This is a genomic window from Pantoea sp. AG1095, from assembly GCF_003208415.1.
Taxonomy (GTDB): Bacteria; Pseudomonadota; Gammaproteobacteria; order Enterobacterales; family Enterobacteriaceae; genus Pantoea; species Pantoea leporis.
This window is the reverse complement of sequence record NZ_QKMJ01000002.1, coordinates 152,779-168,639: the sequence shown is the minus strand read 5'-3', so window position 1 is coordinate 168,639 and position 15,861 is coordinate 152,779. Positions and strand designations below refer to the sequence as shown.

17 protein-coding genes are annotated in these 15,861 nt (G+C 55.8%); 3 read left to right on the top strand and 14 right to left on the bottom strand.

Annotation, left to right across the window (positions count from 1 at the left end; all coding sequences use genetic code 11):
* Positions 1 to 54: 54 nt before the first annotated feature.
* Positions 55 to 603, top strand: a complete 549-nt coding sequence (gene smrB / locus DEU53_RS07425) for an endonuclease SmrB (protein ID WP_101763622.1) — start codon at positions 55 to 57, stop codon at positions 601 to 603.
* A 55-nt stretch (positions 604 to 658) separates the two neighbouring features.
* On the opposite strand, the gene sixA is transcribed toward smrB, so the two are convergent.
* The 4 genes from sixA to DEU53_RS07405 all read right to left on the bottom strand — a co-directional run bounded on the left by sixA (position 659) and on the right by DEU53_RS07405 (position 5,239).
* Complete coding sequence (gene sixA, locus DEU53_RS07420) at positions 659 to 1,141, bottom strand: phosphohistidine phosphatase SixA (protein ID WP_101763719.1); 483 nt, start codon at positions 1,139 to 1,141, stop codon at positions 659 to 661.
* Positions 1,142 to 1,336: 195 nt separating this feature from the next.
* Positions 1,337 to 3,466, bottom strand: a complete 2,130-nt coding sequence (gene fadJ, locus DEU53_RS07415) for a fatty acid oxidation complex subunit alpha FadJ (protein ID WP_110866546.1) — start codon at positions 3,464 to 3,466, stop codon at positions 1,337 to 1,339.
* Entirely contained in the window at positions 3,466 to 4,776 is a 1,311-nt protein-coding gene (fadI, locus tag DEU53_RS07410; RefSeq protein WP_110866545.1) for an acetyl-CoA C-acyltransferase FadI, read from the bottom strand. Before fadI ends, fadJ begins: the two co-directional genes overlap by 1 nt.
* Positions 4,777 to 4,942: 166 nt before the next feature.
* Positions 4,943 to 5,239 carry a YfcZ/YiiS family protein gene (locus tag DEU53_RS07405; RefSeq protein WP_101763619.1) on the bottom strand — a complete coding sequence of 99 codons (297 nt, stop codon included), beginning with the start codon at positions 5,237 to 5,239 and terminating at the stop codon, positions 4,943 to 4,945.
* 359 nt (positions 5,240 to 5,598) lie between these two features.
* On the opposite strand from DEU53_RS07405, the gene fadL reads away from it, so the two are divergent.
* Positions 5,599 to 6,882 (top strand): long-chain fatty acid transporter FadL, encoded by a 1,284-nt coding sequence (gene fadL / locus DEU53_RS07400; RefSeq protein ID WP_101763618.1) that lies wholly within the window; start codon positions 5,599 to 5,601, stop codon positions 6,880 to 6,882.
* Positions 6,883 to 6,928: 46 nt separating this feature from the next.
* Here fadL and mlaA read toward each other — a convergent pair whose 3' ends face one another.
* The 10 genes from mlaA to ccmA are packed head-to-tail and all read right to left on the bottom strand — an operon-like array spanning position 6,929 to position 14,687.
* On the bottom strand, positions 6,929 to 7,696 hold the full coding sequence (mlaA, locus tag DEU53_RS07395; protein WP_101763617.1) for a phospholipid-binding lipoprotein MlaA: 768 nt from the start codon (positions 7,694 to 7,696) through the stop codon (positions 6,929 to 6,931).
* A 35-nt stretch (positions 7,697 to 7,731) separates the two neighbouring features.
* The gene (gene ccmI, locus DEU53_RS07390) at positions 7,732 to 8,943 is read right to left on the bottom strand and encodes a c-type cytochrome biogenesis protein CcmI (protein WP_110866544.1); all 1,212 of its coding nucleotides are present in this window, start codon (positions 8,941 to 8,943) and stop codon (positions 7,732 to 7,734) included.
* Positions 8,943 to 9,398, bottom strand: a complete 456-nt coding sequence (locus DEU53_RS07385) for a cytochrome c-type biogenesis protein (protein ID WP_101763615.1) — start codon at positions 9,396 to 9,398, stop codon at positions 8,943 to 8,945. Before DEU53_RS07385 ends, ccmI begins: the two co-directional genes overlap by 1 nt.
* Complete coding sequence (locus tag DEU53_RS07380) at positions 9,395 to 9,952, bottom strand: DsbE family thiol:disulfide interchange protein (protein ID WP_101763614.1); 558 nt, start codon at positions 9,950 to 9,952, stop codon at positions 9,395 to 9,397. The genes DEU53_RS07385 and DEU53_RS07380 overlap by 4 nt, the downstream gene beginning before the upstream one ends.
* Complete coding sequence (locus DEU53_RS07375) at positions 9,949 to 11,907, bottom strand: heme lyase CcmF/NrfE family subunit (RefSeq protein WP_110866543.1); 1,959 nt, start codon at positions 11,905 to 11,907, stop codon at positions 9,949 to 9,951. The genes DEU53_RS07380 and DEU53_RS07375 overlap by 4 nt, the downstream gene beginning before the upstream one ends.
* Positions 11,904 to 12,389 (bottom strand): cytochrome c maturation protein CcmE, encoded by a 486-nt coding sequence (gene ccmE, locus DEU53_RS07370; RefSeq protein ID WP_008101293.1) that lies wholly within the window; start codon positions 12,387 to 12,389, stop codon positions 11,904 to 11,906. Before ccmE ends, DEU53_RS07375 begins: the two co-directional genes overlap by 4 nt.
* The gene (gene ccmD, locus DEU53_RS07365; protein ID WP_110866542.1) at positions 12,386 to 12,619 is read right to left on the bottom strand and encodes a heme exporter protein CcmD; all 234 of its coding nucleotides are present in this window, start codon (positions 12,617 to 12,619) and stop codon (positions 12,386 to 12,388) included. Before ccmD ends, ccmE begins: the two co-directional genes overlap by 4 nt.
* Positions 12,616 to 13,356, bottom strand: coding sequence for a heme ABC transporter permease (locus DEU53_RS07360; RefSeq protein ID WP_110866541.1), 741 nt, complete (start codon positions 13,354 to 13,356; stop codon positions 12,616 to 12,618). The genes ccmD and DEU53_RS07360 overlap by 4 nt, the downstream gene beginning before the upstream one ends.
* A 57-nt stretch (positions 13,357 to 13,413) precedes the next feature.
* Positions 13,414 to 14,073, bottom strand: coding sequence for a heme exporter protein CcmB (gene ccmB, locus DEU53_RS07355; protein ID WP_101763610.1), 660 nt, complete (start codon positions 14,071 to 14,073; stop codon positions 13,414 to 13,416).
* Positions 14,073 to 14,687, bottom strand: a complete 615-nt coding sequence (gene ccmA, locus DEU53_RS07350; RefSeq protein WP_110866540.1) for a cytochrome c biogenesis heme-transporting ATPase CcmA — start codon at positions 14,685 to 14,687, stop codon at positions 14,073 to 14,075. Before ccmA ends, ccmB begins: the two co-directional genes overlap by 1 nt.
* A 243-nt stretch (positions 14,688 to 14,930) precedes the next feature.
* Between ccmA and DEU53_RS07345 the strand changes: the two genes are divergently transcribed.
* Positions 14,931 to 15,845 carry a formate/nitrite transporter family protein gene (locus tag DEU53_RS07345; RefSeq protein ID WP_110866539.1) on the top strand — a complete coding sequence of 305 codons (915 nt, stop codon included), beginning with the start codon at positions 14,931 to 14,933 and terminating at the stop codon, positions 15,843 to 15,845.
* Positions 15,846 to 15,861 lie beyond the last annotated feature (16 nt).

Here is a 15,861-nt window from a genome sequence, read left to right as displayed (position 1 = left end):
TTAAGGTATGCCACCGGCTGTTTAACCAGCCTTTTCTGACCCAATCACAGAGCCATGAGTAAGAAAACGCCGCTAAGCCAGGACGATCAGGAGATGTTCCGCCAGTTAATGAGTGGAACCCGCAAGCTGAAACAGGACACTATCGTGCATAAACCGGTAGTGAAAACGCGCGAAGTACCGCTTAAACGCCTGCTTTCAGAACAGGTCGATAACAGCCATTATTTTTCAGACGAGTTTCAGCCGTTGCTGTCGAGCGAAGGTCCGGTGCGCTACGTGCGCGCGGATGTCAGCCATTACGAGCAGAAGAAATTGCGTCGTGGCGATTACACGCCGGAAATTTTTCTCGATCTGCATGGCTTAACGCAGATGCAGGCCAAGCAGGAACTCGGTGCGTTGATTGCCGCCTGTCGCCGCGAACATCTGTTCTGCGCCAGCGTGATGACCGGGCACGGCAAACACATCCTCAAGCAGCAAACACCGCTGTGGCTGGCACAACATCCGCATGTGATGGCGTTTCATCAGGCACCGAAAATGTTTGGCGGCGATGCCGCACTGCTGGTGCTGATAGAGGTAGAAGAGTGGCAGCCGCCTGAATTACCGTGACGTGCCGCGCTACAAAAGGATAGGGCCGCGTTTGTAAGCGGCCCATAGAGCGGAATTACATCGCTTTAGCCAATTTTGACGGGCTGACCTGCCACTCCAGCTTGCCTTCGCAGGCCTCTGCATCAAAGTTCACACAGGCTATTGCCGAGGTCGCGAACATCGGCGGCGCTTCCTGCGGGCAGAGTTCAGACACCAGATAACCCACCAGCGGCAGATGCGAAATCACCAGCGCCGATTTAACCCCTTTTTGTGCCAGCGCCTGCAGATAGCAAGCCACCATGCCCGGATCGCCGCCCGGCGTCAGTTCCGGCAAGACATCCTGCCCTTCTGGCAATTTCAGGGTTTCGCGCACCGTGGCGAGCGTTTGCTCGGCACGCAGGTAAGGACTGACTAATACCCGATCAATTTCTGGCGTTTTGCCGTTGAGCCAGCTCGCCATCGCTCTCGATTCATCACAGCCACAGAGTGTGAGAGGTCGAACAGAATCACTCGCTGCTTCCAGAGCTGCATCGCCATGACGCATGATAAAAACTTGCATAAAGCACCGCTGTTGTTTGTCGATATCGGCCGGTACCACAGCACCAGACGCTTCATTCTGCGAATGAACGGTGTGTTTTACCCCAATGGCTTCAGTATAGTCAACCGGTTGTTTATTAAATAAGCATATCTCAGAATGGTGCCGCGCTTACCGCTGCACGGCCCGCTGACTAACCCGCTGAATCTGTGCGCCTATTCACGATTGTGCAGAAGTGTAAAAATTCGTTTGCTGTTCTGACATTGCAATCAGCGCCTCACTCGGCGTAAAACGCTCGCCGTGCTGCTGCATTAATGACCTTAATGCTTTGACGATATCGCCAATGCCGCGCTGATCCATATAGCGGAACGGACCGCCAAGGAACGGCGGAAAACCGATGCCAAATACCGCCGCAATATCGCCATCACGCGCGTTGCGGATCACCGCTTCATCCAGACAGCGTGCCGCTTCGTTCAGCATCATCAAGACGCAGCGCTCAGCGATCTGCGCTTCGCTCTGCCTTGCCTGCGGTTTGATATTCAGCAGTGAATAAAGGGAAGCATCGACTTTGCGTTTTCCCGGCCAGCGCGAACGTTGATAGAGGTAAAACCCTTTGTGATTTTTGCGCCCATTTCTGCCGTCGGCCAGAATGGCGTTCGCGGCGTTGGGGGCGCTGAAACGTAAACCGTAAGCCTGCTCAAGAATCGGGCTGATTTTGCTGCCGACATCAATGCCCACTTCATCCAGCAGCTGCAGTGGCCCAACCGGGAAACCAAACTTCACTAGAGCGCGATCGATATGCTCAATCGGCTCACCTTCCTGCAAGCAGTGCATCGCTTCATTTATATAGGGCGCGAGAATGCGGTTAACGTAAAAGCCGGGGCGATCCGCCACCACCACCGCCGTTTTGCCCTGCTGACGCGCCAGCTGCACCGTATTTGCCAGCGTTTGCGCCGAGGTATTGGCGTGAGGAATCACCTCCACCAGCGGCATTTTGTCCACAGGACTGAAGAAATGCAGACCGATCACGTTTTCAGGCCGCTGGGCTTTGGCTGCGATATCAGCAATTGGCAGCGACGAAGTATTGGAGGCGAAAATGGTGTGCGGCTGGCAATGGGTTTCGATTTCGCTGACCATCTGCTGCTTGAGCGCCAGATCCTCAAATACCGCTTCTATCACCAGATCGCGCTGGCTGAATCCCTGGTAATCGGTGCCACCGCTGATGCGCGCCATCTGCTGCTGGCGTTCGGCGGCTTTTAGCTGACGCCGCTTCACCTTGTTGCTCAGCAGATCCCAGCTGTATTGCAGCGCATGATTCACGCCGACCAGATTGATGTCTTTAATGCGCACTGGCAAACCGGCTTGCAGCGCCGTAACGCTGGCGATGCCGCCGCCCATCAAACCGCCGCCGAGCACGCCAATCTGCTTCAGCACTTGCGGCTCGACACTGGCCATCGACTCTTTCTTTAAGGCCGTTGAGGCGAAGAACAAACTGCGCAGCGCGGCCGATTCTGGCGTCATCACCAGTTGGCCAAAGGCGCGCGCTTCCGCTTCATGCCCGGCGCTGCTGCCCTGCTCCAGACCGATGCGCACCACGTCAAGAATGCGCTGGGCCGCTGGATAGTTGCCCTGGGTTTTGCTGTGGGTTTGCCGCTGCGCCAGCGAGAACAGCACCTGACGCGCGATTGGTCCCTGCAGAAAACGATCGCGGCGCGAAAGCTCCCGCCGTGCGCCTTTTCCTTTGTGTACGCGCGCAATCGCCGTTTCCAGCAGAATTGATTGCGGCACCGCGTCATCGACAATCCCCAGCTTGAGCGCCTGTTTAGCGCGCAGCTGTTTGCCGGTGAGGATCAGCGGCAGCGCCTGCTGTACGCCAATCAGGCGCGGCAAACGTTGCGTACCGCCAGAACCCGGCAGCAGACCGAGCTGTACTTCCGGCAAACCGAGGCGCGTTTTGTCATCCAGCGAACAGATGCGCGCATCGCAGGCCAGCGCCAGTTCCAGACCGCCGCCGAGGCAGGCACCGTGAATCGCCGCCACTACCGGAAACGGCAGCGCGGCAATCATCGCCATCACATCTTGTCCCTGCTTTGCCAACGCCTCAGCTTCCTGCGCCGTTTTGCAATTGGCGATCATACTGATATCCGCACCAGCAACAAAGTTGTCTGGCTTGCCGGAGATCAACACTAATCCAGCCAACTGCTGATGGCTGCGCGCTTCGTCCAGCACCGCTTTGATCTGCGGCACAAACTCGGCCTTCAGCGTGTTCATCTTCTCGCCCGGCACATCGATGGTGATCACACCGACGTGGTCGAGGCTCATGTGTAAATGAAAGGCGGATTCGCTCATTATTCGGCCTCCAAAACCATTGCCGTGCCCAGGCCGCCCGCCGCGCAGGCGGTGACCAATCCCAATCCGCCACCGCGCCGCCGCAGTTCCTGCAGCGTTTGCGTGATCATGCGTGCGCCAGTGGCAGCGAACGGATGACCATAAGCTATCGATCCGCCAAGCACGTTAAAGCGTTCTTCATTGACTTCACCTAACGCATGCGGACGATTCAGCACCTCGCGCGCAAAGCGTTCGTCACGGAACATTTTCAGGTTGGCTAAGGTTTGTGCGGCAAAGGCTTCGTGCATATCAATTAGCGTCAGATCGTTGAGCGTGATGCCGGCGCGCTCCAGCGCCAGCGGCGAGGCGTAGGCCGGTCCAAGCAGCATATCCTGCCAGACGTCAATCGCCGTAAAAGCATAGCTGCGCAGATAGCCGAGCGGCTGAATGCAGAGTTCGCGCGCGCGCCCTTCACGCATCAGGATCACCGCTGCGGCACCATCGGTCAGCGGCGTGCTGTTGGCGGCGGTCACCGAACCGTGGCGACGATCAAACGCCGGGCGCAGTTTGGCGTAATCGGCGGCGCTGGCGTTAAAGCGAATATTGTTGTCCTGCTCGATAGGCGCTTTCCACGGCGGCACAAATGCGGGCATTACTTCCTGGCTTAACACGCCCGATTGCCAGGCGCGCGCCGCATGCTGGTGCGAACGCAGCGCTAACGCGTCCTGCTGTTCACGCGTGATGCCGTGACTTTTCGCCATCTGCTCGGCGGTATCACCCATGCGTAATCCGGTGGAATACTCCGCTACCGCCGGTGGCACCGGCAAGAGATCGCGCGGACGCAAACGACGCAGGATGCTGAGTTTTTGACTAAAGCTGCGCGCTTTGTTGAGATCCACCAGCGCACGCGCCAGAGTTTTACTGACGCCAATCGGCAGCACCGAGGATGAATCCGCGCCACCGGCAATGCCGGCATCGATGGTGCCCGCCATTAAACTTTCCGCCACGTTTGCCACCGCCTGAAAACTGGTGGCGCAGGCGCGGCTAACGCTATAGGCATCGGTATGCACGCCTAATCCGCTGCTCAGAACAATTTCACGCGCAATGTTGGGCGCTTCCGGCATCTGCACCACCTGGCCAAACACCAGTTGATCGATAATCTCGACCGGTAATTCGCTGCGCGCCATCAGTTCGCTGATCACCATGCGCCCCAGCTCCAGCGCGGGAATGCCGTGGAAATCGGTCGCCTGGCGGGCAAAAGGCGTGCGTAATCCGTGGGTTATGGCGATACGTTCGCCCTGACGCGTCAGCAGCGGCTGCGCTTTGCTCATTGCAATCACCTGTATTTTTCGACCGGGGCATCATTGCCAAACAGGTCTGACCTGATCATCAGTGTTAACTAAGTGTTGCTAAGTAGCCAATAAGCAGAGGAAAAAAGTGCGAAGGAATACACGAAAATGAGTTAAGGCTGCCGAAGGGGTTTCGGCAGCGGCATGATTAGCGTAGGCCGAGCTGGAAAATCAGGGTTTCGGCCTGGCAGGCAAAGGTGAAGTCGATAGACAGGCGCACCGCGTCGCCTTCATTGGCAAAATCCGCGCGAATATCGCAAGGATCGGATTCCACCTGACGCGCGCGCTCAGTCAAATGCGCCAGCATCGCTTCCGCCGCATGACGGTCGGCAAATACGCCAGACCAGCTTGCGGTGCAATCGGTGTTATCCATCACGGTTCCCACATCGACACAGCAGCAGGCCGCCGTTTCGTTGGCATTACACTTTTTAATGGCATCAGTCATGATTCTCTCCTGACGATAATTTCAACATAATCGGATTATTTTCTGCCGCAAAGTGTACGCCTGCTGCGTTTTCACATCCACGATCAAGCCGCTAAGTGACGAATATCACACTAAAAATTGATCCACAGCAAAATTGAACGCTATGTTTAAGTCGAACCGCTAAGATTTTGTTAAGCAGATCTGATTTTATCGATCAAATCAGAAATATTTAAAAAACAATATTGCAACAAATACACAGGTCGGACCTATACTCGTCGCACTGGTCTGATATGTGGTTTTGCCATCAGTCCCTACAATTCGCCGCTCTTTGTTACGCGACGTAACAACGTTAAATAATAAATCTGGATGAGGTTGTGGTCATGAACCATAAAAACCTGTTTGCAAAGTCAGCTGTGGCAGCTGCAGTAACGCTCGTCTGTTCTCATGTTTACGCCGCGGGCTTTCAACTGAATGAATTCTCAGCAATTGGTTTAGGTCGTGCATATTCCGGCGAAGGTGCGATGGGTGATACCGCCGCCTCTGCCAGCCGTAACCCGGCAACCATGGCATTAATGGATCGCCCTTCTTTCTCTATCGGCGCGGTTTATATTGATCCCGAAGTGGATATTAGCGGTCAGAGCCCGACAGGTCGCAGCCTTGATGCCAAAAATATCGCCCCAAATCAGTGGATCCCTAATCTTCACTATGTGCACCCAATTAACGATCAGTGGTGGATTGGTGCATCTGCGACCTCAAACTATGGTTTAGCAACCGAATTTAATGACGGCTATACCGCAGGTGGTTATGGCGGCAAAACCGACCTGATGACCGGTAATTTTAATATCAGCACCGCTTATCGACTGAATGAGAATTTCAGCTTCGGTATCGGCTTTGATGCGGTCTACGCAAAAGCGAAAATTGAGCGCTATGCCGGTGAAGCAGGTGCCGTGGCAGGATTGCCAGCCGATACCCAGATTGCGCATTTAAAAGGTGATGAATGGGGTTACGGCTGGAACGCCGGCATCCTGTACGAAGTGGATAAAAATAACCGCTTTGGCTTTACCTACCGCTCAGAAGTAAAAGTCGACTTTGACGGTGACTACAAGAGCAACATCCCCACCGCCTTTAACGGTACACCGCAGGCACTGGCTTTAGGCCTGCCTTACGGCACCAGCGGCACCACAATTCCGGGTTCTCTGACTTTGAATCTGCCAGAGATGTGGGAAGTTTCAGGCTGGCATAAAGTGGCACCGCAATGGGCGGTTCACTATAGCCTGACTTATACCAGCTGGAGTCAATTCCAGGAGTTGAAAGCCACTGGCAGCAATGGCCAGACGCTGTTCTATAAGGATGAAAGTTTCCACGATGCCTACCGTATCGCGTTGGGTACCACTTACTTCTACGACGATAACTGGACCTTCCGTACCGGTATCGCCTTTGATGACAGCCCGGTTCCGGCCGATAAGCGTTCTATCTCTATTCCGGATCAGGATCGTCTGTGGCTGAGTGCCGGTGCGTCTTACGCCTTCAATGAAGATGCTTCTGTCGACCTGGGTATTTCTTACATGCACGGTCAGAAAGTCACCGTGAAAGAAGGCCCGTATACCTTTAACTCTGAAGGTAAAGCCTGGCTGTACGGCGCGAACTTTAACTACAAGTTCTGATACGTAGCTTGATAAAAAAGGCGACTCATTGAGTCGCCTTTTTGTTTTATTCAGAATCAATATCTTTCAGATCGTCCTGAATCGCACTGGCGTTCGGATTATCTTCCGGCTTCAGCTTACCGCCGTTGGCAATAAAGTCATGTCGCTGGAAGTAGGCATTACGAATAAAGGCGTACGGATCTTGCTGCTGACGCAAAATGGCGTCCGAATCCAGCAACTGCGCACGGGTTTCAATCCCTTCCAGCGTCCATTTACCTACCGAGATCGGCCAGCTCAACCAGCTTAAGACCGGATAGAGCGTATCAACGAAGTCACCGCCATCTTCACGGATGGTGAAACTACCGTAGGCCGGCAATTCAACATACGGGCCGTAACCGACGCCATAACGTCCCAGCGTGCTACCAAAGCGATGCGGCACTTCACGCGCCAGCGCCGGATTGGCTTTGCCCGCCACGTCGATAAAGCCACCCAGCCCTAACACGGTGTTCAGGAAGAAGCGGGTGAAGTGGATGCCTGCCTGGCGCGGTTCACCCACCAGAATGGCGTTGACCATGCTGGCGGGCTCTTCAACGTTGGATAACACATTACTGATGCCGCTACGTGCCGGCACCGGCACGTAATCGCGCCAGGCGACTGCCACCGGACGCAGAACATACGGATCCAGCACGTTGTAGTTGAAGTTAAACATCGTGCGGTTAAAGCCTTCCAGCGGATCGCTGCGCTGCGCAGGTTCCGTATTTTCAGCCGGTTTTGAGCTGGCACAACCCACCAGCAGTAAGCTGGCTAGCGCCAAACCGGTCAGGCGGTTATTCATTCTTCTCTCCCTGTGCGGATCAGTAAGGTATCGCTTCAGGGCTGCTGTTGATTAATTTCCACAGCCAGTTGCTGATGACCATCCCAGGGTGTGACCGCGCTTAAACCCAACCAGTCGCCAGACTGTGGATTGGCACTGCCATCGCGCGAAATGCGCACCCTGACTTGTACCTGATGCTGTGCCGAAAGCAGGCGATCGGGCATCATGGCATTGCTGTCATCGAGCGTGAGCGATAACGGAAAGTGGCTCAGCGGTAAACGCTTCACAGCCACAGGCACCGGTGAAACACCGTCAGACACAGAAATATACAACACTCCGCCTTGCGGTAACATTTTTTCTGCCGGCGGCGTCAAACTCACCGTCAATGCCAGGCTGCTATTTTGCTGTCCCGCGTCGGTTTTCGCTTGTTCAATGCTGCGCTCGATCATGGTGATGCGACGATCGCCTGCCGGTAACAGTTTCAGCATCACCTGCCATGCACCAATCGCCTCGTTGTACTGCTGCTGTTCAAAGGCGTTAAACGCCAGCAGACTCAGCGTGCGCACATCGCTGTGATCGCGTTTAAGCAGCGCTTTCAGCAACACGTTGGCCTGACGGTTATCCTGCGGATCGCTGGAGCGCGTCAGCACTTCGGCATAATCCTGCTGCAGTTCGACGTTGTCTGGCGCCAGCTGTAGCGCATGTTCAAATGCCTGGCTGGCATCGGTGGCATTATTCAGCACCATCCCTAAGCGGCCCAGCATCGCCCAATCGTTGAGGTTCGTTGCGTCGTTCTGCAGCGAGCTGCGCAGACCCAGCTGCAGACGCGCCAACTCTTCCATGGTTAGCGGCTGAGCTTTAGGATCCATCACGCGCGCACGTAACGCAGGAAACTCCTGCTGTACGCTGACAAACGCGGTTTGCTGCGTAAGTCCGCCGGTTTTCAGATACACGCCAACCGATACCACCAGCAGCACAATCACGCCCGGCAGCAACACCCAGCGACTGCTGCGATGAATGGTCGCGGCATCCTGCTGCGGCACATCGGTTAACAGCGTTTGTTGCAGTTCGCGCACCATTTCCGGGCGCTCAGCCACCACGCCCTCTTCTTCATCGCGCTCCAGCTCGCGCAGGCGTTGCTGATAGAAATCGGTGTTGAGACGATCGCGATCGCCACTGCTGGCCTCGCGCTGACGCCAGCCGGCACGCAGAAACAGCGCGATAGCCGCCAGCAGTAAAATAATCAGGGTAATCCAGAATCCAGTCATTACGGCTTCCCGTCACGCTTGAGTAACGCCGCAAGGCGCTGTTGTTCACTGTCGTCGAGTTCGCTACGCGCTTTGCCACGACGATTACGCAGAATAATGATCAGCGCGCCCAGCACCACAAACAGCGCTGGCCCCACCCACAAAATCAGCGTGGAAGGCGTTACCGGCGGCTCATACGTCACGAAATTACCGTAACGCGCCACCATGTAATCAATGATCTGCTGGCGGCTTTCGCCCTGCTTCATTAACTCGTAGACTTTGAGACGCATATCCGACGCGATCATCGCATTGGAATCGGCAATGCTGTTGTTCTGGCATTTCGGGCAACGCAGCGATGCGGTGAGATCGCGGTATTGTTCTTCCTGCTGCACCGAATCGAACTGATAAGTATCAATCGCCGCCCACAGGCTGGTGCTGAGCAGAATGCCCGCTAACAGTAGAAGCAGCCGTTTCATACGCCCGCCTCCTTGTTGTATTTGTCCCACAGCGGTTTCACTTCTTCGAGCCAGACACGATCGTTCATGTCGCCTGCGTGGCGATAACGAATGATCCCTTTGCCGTCGATCAGGAAGGTTTCCGGTGCGCCGTAAACGCCGAGATCGAGACCGAGCATCCCGTTGCCGTCATACAGGCTGAGCGCATAAGGATTGCCCAGCGTGTTCAGCCAGGTCACCGCTTTGGTGCGATCGTCTTTATAGTTGAGGCCAACCACGCGAATGCCTTTTTCCGCCAGCGTGTTGAGGTATTGATGCTCCGCGCGGCAGGTTGGGCACCAGGTTGCCCAGACGTTGAGCAGAATCGGTTTGCCGTCGGTCAGCACCTGCTGATCGTAGATTTTGCCGGGTTGATCCAGCGCTTCCAGTTTGAATACTGGCACCGGTTTGCCGATCAACGCTGATTCGAGACGCGTTGGATCATCGCCGTTGGCGTTGCGCGACAGCTGCCATAGCAGCGCTGCGGCCAGCAGCAAAAACAGAACTAACGGGATAAACAGGATTTTTTTGTTCATGCCAGCTCCTCGCGCTGCTCTTTTTTGCGTGAGCGATAGCGCGGATCGAACAGGCAGAACAAGCCGCCCACCGCCATAAACACGCCGCCGAACCAGATCCAGCGCACAAACGGTTTGTAGTAAATCCGCACCGCCCACGAACCGTCATCCAGCTCTTCGCCCAGCGCCGCATACAGATCGCGGGTGAAACCGCCGCTGATTGCCGCTTCGGTCATCATGGTGCGCGCGGCTGCATAGAAGCGTTTTTCCGCCTGCATCACCGCTTCCAGCTTGCCGTTACGCGTCACTTCAATCACCGCCACGCCGCCGCTGTAGTTCGGCCCTTGCAGGTTGCGCACGCCGTGGAAGGTAAAGTGATAATTGTGGATATCAACGGTATCACCCGCCTTCATGCGCACATCACGCTCAACGCTGTACTGGGTGCTAAAGGCGATACCGACCACGGTCACCGCCACGCCTAAATGCCCCAGCACCATGCCCCAATGGCTGCGCGATAGATGTCGTAAACCTTTGAAGAAAGAGTGGCGATGGGTGGCGCGCTCGTGCAGTTCCATCAACGTCAACATAATCACCCAGATCGACATCAGCAGGCCGATAACCGTCATCGCCTCAATGCGATCCTGCAGCAGCCACGGCAGGGCGATCGACAGAATCAGCGTCACCAACAGGCCCACGCCAAGGCGTTTCCACAGTTTCTGTGGTTGGTCACGACGCCAGCGCACCAGCGGACCGATACCGAGCATCAGCGCGAGCGGTGCCATCAGCCAGGTAAACATGGTGTTGAAAAACGGTTCGCCCACCGAGATGCTGCCGAGACCGAGCTGTTTATGCACCAGCGGCAGCAGCGTACCGAGTAACACCACCAGCATCGCGGCGATCAGCAGCACGTTATTACCCAGCAGGAAGGATTCGCGTGACCAGGCTTCGCTCTGTACGCGGCTGCGCACCTGACCGCCTTTCAGCGCGTACAGCAGCAGCGAGCTGCCAATCACAATCACCAGGAAGGCGAGGATAAACATGCCGCGCGCCGGATCGGAGGCGAACGAGTGCACGGAAACCAGCACGCCGGAGCGCACGAGGAAAGTGCCAAGCAGGCTTAACGAGAACGCGGTGATCGCCAGTAACACCGTCCACGACTTGAAGCTGCCGCGCTTTTCCGTCACCGCCAGCGAGTGCATCAGCGCTGTTCCGGCCAGCCACGGCATAAAGGAGGCGTTTTCGACCGGATCCCAGAACCACCAGCCGCCCCAGCCGAGTTCGTAATAAGCCCACGCCGAACCGAGCACGATGCCGATGGTCAGGAAGACCCACGCGGCGGTAGTCCACGGACGTGACCAGCGCGCCCATGCGGTATCCAGACGTCCGGCCATTAGCGAGGCAATGGCAAACGCAAAGGCCACCGAGAAGCCGACATAACCCATGTACAGCAGCGGCGGATGGAAGATCAGCCCGATATCCTGCAGCATTGGGTTGAGATCGCGCCCGTCAATCGGGAAGTTTGGCAAGGTGCGGGTAAATGGATTCGAGGTGAGAATGATAAACAGCAGGAAGCCGAGATTAATCATGCCCATCACCGCCAGCACGCGTGCTAGCGCATCCTGCGGCATCCCGCGACTGAAGATCGCCACCGCCAGCGTCCAGGTGCTGAGCAGCAGCACCCACAACAGCAGTGAACCTTCGTGCGCACCCCAGGTTGCCGCGATGCGATAATAGACCGGCAGCAAGGTGTTGGAGTTGGTGGCGACATAGCCAACGGTAAAGTCATTCACCACAAAGGCGTGCACCAACACCACAAAAGAGGCGGCGACACAGATAAACATGCCCCAGGTTAACGGGCGCGCCATCGCCATCAAACGCGCATCCTGCCGCGCAGCGCCCCACAACGGATAGACGCTCAACAGGAGCGCTAAAGCCAGCGCCAGACACAGCAGAAAGCTACCAATTTCCGGCATCATGATTGCGCACCCGACTGCTGATAGGCTGCTGCAGGTCCTGTGTGATTCTTCTTCATGGCATCTTCAATTTCGGGAGGCGTATATTTTTCATCGTGTTTCGCCAGCACTTCTTTGGCGTTCACCAGATTGCCCTCTTCCAGCACGCCTTGCGCTACCACGCCTTGCCCTTCACGGAACAGGTCCGGCAGAATGCCTTCATAGGTCACACTGACCACGCCGTTGGCGTCATACAGTTTGAAAGAGACGGCGAGGGTTTTCGGATCGCGCTTTACGCTGCCCGGCATCACCATGCCGCCAATGCGCAAGCGCTGGCCCGGCTCAGGCTTCTGATGATCTTCACCTTTGCCGTTGATAATTTCACTCGGGGTATAAAAAAGGTCGATGTTGGAACGCAGCGCGTACATCACCAGCGCGGTCGCCAGGCCAAGCCCGATCAACACCGCGATCGCCACATAGAGGCGATTACGACGACGGATATTCACACGGATTCTCCCGCTGCTCCACTGGCAGCTTTTTTCGATTTAGCCGCGCGAATGCGGCGATCCCTGGACTGACGCTGGCGAATTTCCGCCAGCAAACGGCGGCGGAACAGCACGGTGTGCAGTACCAGACCGAATAACGGGATCAACGTGAGGATAACGGCGAGCCAGACGTAAAAGGCATAGCCGCCCATGGCGAAGAAATCGCTCCACGATGCAAAGGCTGGCGTCATGATTTGCTTCCTCCCTGCGCCACATCAATCGCCCACGGACGATGACGCTCGGTGAATAGAATCAAATTGCGCAGGCGCATTAAGGTCAGCGCACCAAACACCAGCAGGTAACCGAGAATGGACCAGCGCAGCGGTGTGCGCATGCTTGGATCGATAGCCTGCTGCAGAATGCCTGATGAGCCCTGATGCAGCGTGTTCCACCATTGCACCGAGAAGTGAATGATCGGCAGATTAACCACGCCAACCAGAATCAAAATGCCGGCGGCGCGCCCGGCGGTGCGGCGGTCTTCAAAGGAGTGATACAGCGCGATAACGCCCATATAGAGGAACAGCAGCACCAGCTCAGATGTCAGGCGTGCATCCCAGATCCACCAGGTTCCCCACATCGGTTTACCCCAGGCGGAGCCGGTAATCAGCGCGATAAAGGTGAACACCGCGCCAATCGGCGCCATCGCCGCTGAGACCAGATCGGCCATCTTCATCTGCCACACCAGGCCGATAAATGCCGCAATAGCCATTGACGCGTACACGCCCATCGACCACATCGCTGCAGGCACGTGAATGTACATAATCCGGAAGCTGTTGCCCTGCTGATAATCCGCCGGTGCAAAGCCGAATCCCCAGACCCAACCGAGTAACAGCGTGCCAACACCTAGCACCGCGAACCACGGAATCAAGCGACCGCATAGCTGGTAAAGCCGCTCAGGCTTTGCCCACTGGTGTAACCATTTCCACATTTTGCATAGCTCACAATAAAGAGAATTCAGGTTTCGACCGCTCTGGGGCGGCACGAATTAATGCAGACTGATACGCAAGGCCGCTGCCGTCGCGAACGGCGACAGCGTTGCGCTTACCGCCAGCATCGCGCCAAGAATCGCCAGATAACCCCCGATCGGCAATCCCATTCCGGCGGCATCAATCGCCGCGCTGGCAAATATCAAAACCGGTATCGACAACGGCAATACCAGCAAACTCAGTAATACGCCGCCGCGCCGCAACCCAACGGTTAATCCGGTACCTATCGCGCCGAGAAAACTCAGCGTTGGCGTGCCAAGTAATAACGTCAATGCCATCGCGCGCCAGCCGGCAAAATCCAGCGACAGCAACAATGCCGCCAGCGGCGACAATAAAATCAGCGGTAGCCCGGTAATCAGCCAGTGCGCAATCACTTTGCCCAGCACCGTGATCGGTAGCGGCGTCGGCAACAGAAGTAGTTGCTCAAGCGAACCATCAAGAAAATCGTCACGAAACAGCCGTTCCAGCGCCAGCAATGAGGCGAGTAACGCGGCAACCCACGCCACGCCCGGCGCAATGCGCGCCAGCTGCTGTGGCTCCGGTCCGATACCTAACGGAAACAGCGTGATAACAATCAGGAAAAACCACAGCGGATTGATCACTTCCCCGCCGCTACGAAAAGCGATTTTTAATTCACGCTGAATGACCCGGCCTAACATCAAGCCCACTCCGAAGTAAGACGAATTTTACGCACGCGCGCGCTGTGATCGGGCAGATCCTGATGCGTGGTCAGAATCACCGCTCCGCCGTTATCGGCATGGCTGACGAATCGCGCCATTAATTTTTCCACACCGCCTTTATCGATGGCGGTTAAGGGTTCATCGAGGATCCACATCGACGCCGGACTGAGCCATAAGCGTGCTAATGCCACGCGCCGCTGCTGTCCGGCGGAGAGTTGTGCCACCGGCACCTCTTCAAAGCCCAGCAGATCGACCTGCTCAAGCGCGGCAAAAATCGCGTCTTCTTTGCTGCTACCGTGCCAGAAATGCAGGTTCTCTAGCGGTGAGAGTACCGATTTCACGCCGGGGTGATGGCCAAGATAGAGCAGATTTTGTTGCCATACTTCGCGCTGTCGACGAAGGGGCTGTGACTGCCACATGACGTCGCCCTCTTCCGCCCGGCTTAATCCGGCCAGCAGGCGCAACAGTGAAGTTTTCCCGGCTCCGTTTGGCCCTTCAATTTGCACAATGTCACCCGGTTGCACGCGGAAGCTCAACCCATGAAACAAGGTTCGCTCATCACGAACGCATGAGAGATTAATGACTTCGAGCATAGAAGGGAGAATCGCGGCAATGAATGAGGCGGGGATAATACCACATTGAATCTGTGGGCCGAAGTCTGTGAGCTGGCTCCCACTTACCCCAAATGGGGTATTCGTGCGCCCCAGATCAACAAATTGCTCAAAAATCCAACTCAGTTAAAATTTCGTTACTCTTAATTTGAATCTTCGTAACAAATCGACCTTGCAAAAACCAGCTACGCTTATGACGCAATGGCATTATCACCTGAGGAAAACATGAAACAATCACCATCGATTTCAAACAGTGACAACGATGTAGAGAGTGATGAGAAGGAGCAAGGTAAGGAGATAGAAGTCGATGAAGATGCCCTGCCCTCGCAGGCTGCGGCGATTCATGAAGAGATACGCCAGGATGGGGAAAAAGAGCTCGAGCGTGACGGCATGGCGCTGCTCTGGTCCGCGGTTGCGGCGGGACTGTCAATGAGCGCTTCGCTGATGGCGAAAGGCATTTTTCAGGTCCATCTTAAAGGCGTGCCGGGCGCATTTTTACTGGAAAATTTGGGTTATACCTTTGGCTTTGTGATTGTGATTATGGCGCGCCAGCAACTGTTTACCGAGAATACCGTTACCGCCGTTTTGCCGGTGATGCACAAACCGACCGGCAGCAACTTTGCGCTGCTGTTACGTCTCTGGTGCGTGGTGCTGCTCGGCAATCTGATTGGCACCGCATTAGGGGCGCTGGCCTTTAATCATATGCCAATATTCGACGATGCGACGCGTCAGGCCTTTACCGCCATCAGTGAAAAAGTGATGGTGAACTCCCCAAGCGAAATGTTCGCTAATGCGGTGATATCAGGCTGGATTATTGCCACCATGGTGTGGATGTTCCCGTATGCGGGTGGCGCAAAGATTGTAGTGATTGTGATGATGACCTGGCTGGTGGCGTTAGGTGATTTAGCGCATATCGTGGTCGGTTCAGTCGAGGTGCTGTATCTGGTGTTTGCGGGCACGCTGCCGTGGTACGAATTCTTCTGGCCATTTGCCCTGCCTACGCTGCTTGGCAACATCACGGGCGGTACGCTGATATTTGCGTTGATCAGCCATGCGCAGATTCGTAACGATATGAGTGAAGCGGCGAAAGCCAAAGCGCGTGCGGAACAGAGGCGGAAAGAGAAGCAAAAACAGGCGTAAGCCTGGTCTTAAATTG

Excerpts from the sequence above, each read along its gene's own strand:
- smrB (WP_101763622.1), top strand. The coding sequence starts at position 55 with ATGAGTAAGAAAACGCCGCTAAGCCAGGACGATCAGGAGATGTTCCGC.
- sixA (WP_101763719.1), bottom strand. The coding sequence starts at position 1,141 with ATGCAAGTTTTTATCATGCGTCATGGCGATGCAGCTCTGGAAGCAGCG.
- fadJ (WP_110866546.1), bottom strand. The coding sequence starts at position 3,466 with ATGAGCGAATCCGCCTTTCATTTACACATGAGCCTCGACCACGTCGGT.
- fadI (WP_110866545.1), bottom strand. The coding sequence starts at position 4,776 with ATGAGCAAAGCGCAGCCGCTGCTGACGCGTCAGGGCGAACGTATCGCC.
- DEU53_RS07405 (WP_101763619.1), bottom strand. The coding sequence starts at position 5,239 with ATGACTGATGCCATTAAAAAGTGTAATGCCAACGAAACGGCGGCCTGC.
- fadL (WP_101763618.1), top strand. The coding sequence starts at position 5,599 with ATGAACCATAAAAACCTGTTTGCAAAGTCAGCTGTGGCAGCTGCAGTA.
- mlaA (WP_101763617.1), bottom strand. The coding sequence starts at position 7,696 with ATGAATAACCGCCTGACCGGTTTGGCGCTAGCCAGCTTACTGCTGGTG.
- ccmI (WP_110866544.1), bottom strand. The coding sequence starts at position 8,943 with ATGACTGGATTCTGGATTACCCTGATTATTTTACTGCTGGCGGCTATC.
- DEU53_RS07385 (WP_101763615.1), bottom strand. The coding sequence starts at position 9,398 with ATGAAACGGCTGCTTCTACTGTTAGCGGGCATTCTGCTCAGCACCAGC.
- DEU53_RS07380 (WP_101763614.1), bottom strand. The coding sequence starts at position 9,952 with ATGAACAAAAAAATCCTGTTTATCCCGTTAGTTCTGTTTTTGCTGCTG.
- DEU53_RS07375 (WP_110866543.1), bottom strand. The coding sequence starts at position 11,907 with ATGATGCCGGAAATTGGTAGCTTTCTGCTGTGTCTGGCGCTGGCTTTA.
- ccmD (WP_110866542.1), bottom strand. The coding sequence starts at position 12,619 with ATGACGCCAGCCTTTGCATCGTGGAGCGATTTCTTCGCCATGGGCGGC.
- DEU53_RS07360 (WP_110866541.1), bottom strand. The coding sequence starts at position 13,356 with ATGTGGAAATGGTTACACCAGTGGGCAAAGCCTGAGCGGCTTTACCAG.
- ccmB (WP_101763610.1), bottom strand. The coding sequence starts at position 14,073 with ATGTTAGGCCGGGTCATTCAGCGTGAATTAAAAATCGCTTTTCGTAGC.
- ccmA (WP_110866540.1), bottom strand. The coding sequence starts at position 14,687 with ATGCTCGAAGTCATTAATCTCTCATGCGTTCGTGATGAGCGAACCTTG.
- DEU53_RS07345 (WP_110866539.1), top strand. The coding sequence starts at position 14,931 with ATGAAACAATCACCATCGATTTCAAACAGTGACAACGATGTAGAGAGT.